Below are 4,808 nucleotides of genomic sequence, written 5' to 3'. Positions count from 1 at the left end.
ATCCATTTCAGCTCATTTGAAAATCTCACCGGCAGCAGCACGGGTACAAACAGGTTTGTCTTCTCCAATCAGGCCACCATCGACGGCAGCGTGAACGGCAGAGGCAATCCTCTCGCGGTGCTGATCCTCGATGACAGCAGCCTTCAGGCCGGACAAGGTTACGTCATCGGTGCGTCTTTGATCTCCGTCGGCACTCGCAGCTATGCCTTCACCGGCGTGAACACCATCGGTCTCAATCTCGGCGCCGGGAATGACAACACGGTCACCAGTTTCTACACCTTCACGCAAAATCTGAGCGGTGGCGCCGGTGACAATCAACTCTTCGTGGACGGCACCAAAGTAGTGACTTCACCGCTCACCAAGCCAGGCTTCGGCACCATCACCACCACCGGCTTTTCCACCAGTGCCGTCATCACTCCGGTGACCAATGTCTTCCTGCAAAACTTCAACCCACCGGGTGGTTCAACCTCCAACGGCTTTTCACAGACCAACAACTTCAATACAACCTCCATCGCAGGAGTAGCTGGTGGTGGAATCGGCGCGCAGAGTATCGCAGGGGCTCTGGCAGGCGGCGCAGGCATTGCCGGCACGGCCTCCACTTCAGCCTTTCTCGGTCAGACCTTCGGCACCGGCGGTGGCTCCATCGGGGGCGGTGGTCCGGCCAGTCTGAGTCTTCAGTCGCAGATGAATTCCAGCACCTCTGCCACTGCTGAACGCGAGCTCAACTTGAGCCTCGGAGGCGATGGCACGATCCGTCTGCAAAACGGCGGTGGACTCTTTGCCATCGGCACTGCAGTGGGTGCGCCCAGCGCGGCTTCCGTGGCTCAGTTAAACGCAAGCATGAGTCTGCTGGCCCAGAGCGAACTCGCCATCGGCGCGATCGGCACGGGCGAAGTCCCTCTCACTGTCCAGGCAGGCGCACAGTCCCTCAATTTGGGAGATCCCCTGCCCTCGCTCAATGTGCAGCAGTTTCTCAATCGAGTGTCCACACCAGAATCCTTCAGCACCTTGGTCATGGCACTGGGTGGCGATGGCACGGCGCGGCTCGAGTTTGTCTCTGGCAGCACCACCGTGGAGGTCAACGGCAGGCCGGTGCCCGCCACCATCGAAACCGCCTTGCGTGCCAGCATTTCACCGGGAGCCTTTGGAGAGCTCTCACTCGCTCTCGGTGGCCTGGGCGACTACATCGTGAACGAAGCCAGCGGACTCGCCGTCATGGATGCCACCGGCACTGCCGCTGCACCTGAGGTGCAGACCCATCTCCACACATTGCTTGCGCCCGCTGGAGCTCAGGACCTTTCGCTGGCGCTTGGATCGGACGGCACCGCGCTGGTGCTTTCATGGGACGGCATGGTAAACACCGCTCTCGATGGCGTCCCGCCGGGCACTTTCGTCATCTTCAAACTCAACAACGCAACCACCCCTCAAAGTCAGGAGGAACTTGATCATGCGCTCCGCTGACCACTCAGCCACACACCTTATGCCTTCGTTCTCATTCATGCAGTTCCTGCTGCTTGCCATGACCGTTTGCGCGCTGCCATGCAGCCTGCGTGCCCAGGAGTTTCCCAATGCCACAGGTGCAGGCACACTGGCGGACAGGCTGCAGATTCCCCGTGCGCAAAAAGCCACGGATGATGCCGCCGCAGCACCCAAGAAACCTGAAGCGGACAAGGCCGAAGGCGATACAAAACCGCTCGGTGTGAATCTGAAAGGCCTGCATCTGATTTCGAAGCCGTCTAAGTCCATGCACAAGGACATGAGCAACGTTCTTGTGGTGGACCCCGCCCTGCATCTGCCCGCCGGTCTCGCCGATTCCCTGCAGAAGGAGTTCATGGGCCAGCCGCTCAGCATGGCCGTGCTCAATCGCATGGTGAAGAGCATCAACAAAGCTTACCAGGCCACCGATTTTCCACTCGTGGATGCCTACCTGCCGCAGCAGGACATCACCCGCGGGCATGTGCAGGTCATTGTGCGCGAAGGCGTTTTGGGAGAGGTGAAGGTGGAAGGTGCCAAACGCTCCAACCCCACCTACATGGCCCGGCAAGTAAGAGTGAAGCCCGGCGAACGCATCGACACCCGCAAAATCTCCAGCGACGTCGCCTGGCTCAATGAGAACCCCATCCGCAACGTCAACGTCATCTACGAGCGCGGCAAAAAGGAAGGCACCAGCGACATCGTCTTGAAAACGACCGAGAACAATCCCGTCAAAGCCTACATCGGTTATGCCAATTCCGGTCTGCGCTCCACGGGGCTGAATCAAATCTCCGGCGGCTTCACCATGATGCAGTTGTTTGGCACGGAGCAGTCGCTGAATTATAATTTCACCGGCAATCAGGAACTCGACCGCCTTAAGGCGCATGCCCTGGCCTGGGACATTCCCCTTCCGTGGCGTCATCGGCTCCAGCTTCTCGGCGTGTATGTGGACTCCGCCACCCAGTCCGGACAGGCCGCAGGACTTCTCGGCGTCAATGGCAGGAACCGACAACTCTCCGCCGCCTACACCGTTCCATTGGCCAGCGCATGGAGCAAAGTCCAGCACAAGGCCACCGTGGCGCTCGACTACAAGAGCACCACGTCAGACATCCTCTTTGGCGGCCAGACCTTCTCGCAAAATACCGCCGAGGTGTTCCAGTTTCGCGTCGGGTACAATCTCCTCGTGCATGACCCGCTGGGCTACACACGCTTTGGCATTTCCGCCATCCACAGTCCGGGCAATGTACTCGGACACAACAACTACGCCGCCTTTGACAGCCTGCGCGCCGGTTCCCAGGCGAAGTACTGGTACGCGAAAGCGGAACTAGACCGCCTCATCCGCCTGCCGATGGGCTTCTCCGCACTGATGCACACAGCGGGGCAGTATTCCAATACTCGCCTGCTCCCCACAGAGCAGATGCTCGCAGGCGGCTATCAGACCGTACGCGGCTTCAATGAAAGCTCCGCACGTGGAGATCGCGGCATCGTTGCCAACATGGAGCTGAACCTGCCCATGATTCAATTCACCACCTGGGGCGGCAAGAAGGTGGACAACCTGAACACCTTTGTCTTTTACGACTTCGCCTATCTGGAAAGCGTGGGCACCTATGCCTCGGAGCCCAATCTTAATCTGCAAAGCTCCGGCGTGGGGCTGCGCTACAGCCTGGGCAGCAATCTCGATATGCGCCTCGCTTACGGCTGGAATCTGCGCAGCACCGGACTTGTCAGCGCACCTGCTGGCCGCTTGCACTTCGGCATGAACATGAAGTATTAGCCCGCGCATGAGAAAAAGGAAACTCGGCAGCCTGCGTTTTGAATTCATCCTGCTGCCGCTGGTGCTGCTGTTCGCGCTGGGCTTCAGCCTCACACCACTGGGGGAGGAAGTGGAGAACCTCACACTCGACTGGCGCTTCAAAGCACGTGCTGCGTCAGATCCGCCTGCGTCGCCGGAGGTCCTTGTTGTTGCCATTGATGAAGACGCGCTGGCTCAGTTTGGCCGCTGGCCTTGGAGCCGCGAGGTGCATACCCGGTTCATGCACCACATCGCCACGCGCCCTCCAGCGGCGCTGGCCTTTGATTTGCTCTTCACTGAACCGAGCTCCGACCCAGCCTTGGATGCTGCCTTTGGCGACTCGCTGGTGCAGATCACCACCTCCATCACCGGCGCCGTTGCCGAACCGCTGGAGAAGCAGAAGAAATTCGAGGCCGAATTAGCGGGCAATACCAAGGCCATCACGAGCTTCCATGGCGATATCAGCCGCCTCATCGGTCATGACACGGCGCTGCTGCCCGTCGAGATCATCGGCGAAAGCTCGCATGTCGGCTTTGTCAATGCACCGCCGGGGCCGGATGGCGTGCGCCGTGTGCTGCCGCTGGTCGTGCGCTGCGGCACCCGCATCTTCCCCAGCCTTGTGCTGCAGGCACTGCTCACCTGCGAAGGCGTGGAGAGCGATGCCGTGGACGTCACCCTCGGCGACAGCATCCGCATCACGGGCAAGCACCAGCAGTGGCGCATCCCAATCGATGATCGCGGTCGTATGACGATCAATTATCGCCATCCCGACACCTTTTCCGTCTTCTCCTACGCCCGCCTCATGGGCAGCCTGCGGGACAATCAGGGTCAAGAATGGCCCAAAGGGTTTCCGCCCATCACCGGCCAGACCCTCTTCATTGGCCAGATGGCCGAAGGCCTCGCCGATCTCGGCCCCACACCGCACGAACCGCTGGTCGGTCTGGTCATGACGCATGCCAACGCCCTCAGCAACATCCTCAGCGGAGACTACATCAAGAAGCCCGACTTTCTGCAATTGATCGGCTTGTGGGCGCTCATCGCTCTGCTCACCATCATACCCGTGCGCTTCGGCCGCATCTGGATGGCCGTGCTGGTCCCTGCGCTCTTCATCGGCGCCTATGCCTATTCTGCATTCCACTTCTTCCAGAAGGAAAGTTTGCACCTGCCCCTCGCCTGGCCCGTGCTCGGCTTCATGATGGTGGAGGGCGGCTCCATCCTGCATCGCCTCATCATCGAACTGCGTGCCAAGAGCCGCATCACCGGCATATTTGGCACTTTCCTCGCGCCACAGGTGGTCAAGCAGTTGATTGCCTCCGGAGAAGAACCGCAACTCGGCGGTCATACGGCGGAGATTACCGCCTTCTTCAGCGACATAGCAGGATTCTCCTCCTTCTCCGAAAAGCTGACGCCTGAGCGCCTCGTGCGACTGATGAATGACTACCTGTCCGAGATGGCCAACATCCTGGAGGATAACGGCGGCAATCTCGACAAGTTTATAGGAGACGCCATCGTCGGCATGTTCAATGCCCCTGTGCCCATTGCA

Annotated in this window: 3 protein-coding genes; all 3 read left to right on the top strand. The window is 59.8% G+C overall.

From position 1 onward, the window contains the following. A partial coding sequence (locus tag ACIREA_RS26870) for a hypothetical protein (protein WP_397385403.1) occupies nt 1-1,461 on the top strand: 1,461 nt, incomplete at its 5' end. Between the two features lie 19 nt (nt 1,462-1,480). Next, complete coding sequence (locus ACIREA_RS26865) at nt 1,481-3,247, top strand: ShlB/FhaC/HecB family hemolysin secretion/activation protein (protein ID WP_397385402.1); 1,767 nt, start codon at nt 1,481-1,483, stop codon at nt 3,245-3,247. A 7-nt stretch (nt 3,248-3,254) separates the two neighbouring features. Continuing rightward, nucleotides 3,255-4,808 (top strand): CHASE2 domain-containing protein (locus tag ACIREA_RS26860; RefSeq protein ID WP_397385401.1); only part of this gene is annotated, 1,554 nt, incomplete at its 3' end.

It is taken from the genome of Prosthecobacter sp., assembly GCF_044373815.1.
Lineage (GTDB): Bacteria > Verrucomicrobiota > Verrucomicrobiia > Verrucomicrobiales > Verrucomicrobiaceae > Prosthecobacter.
The sequence above is the reverse complement of the archived record's forward strand: the minus strand, read 5'-3'. Positions and strand labels throughout refer to the sequence as shown.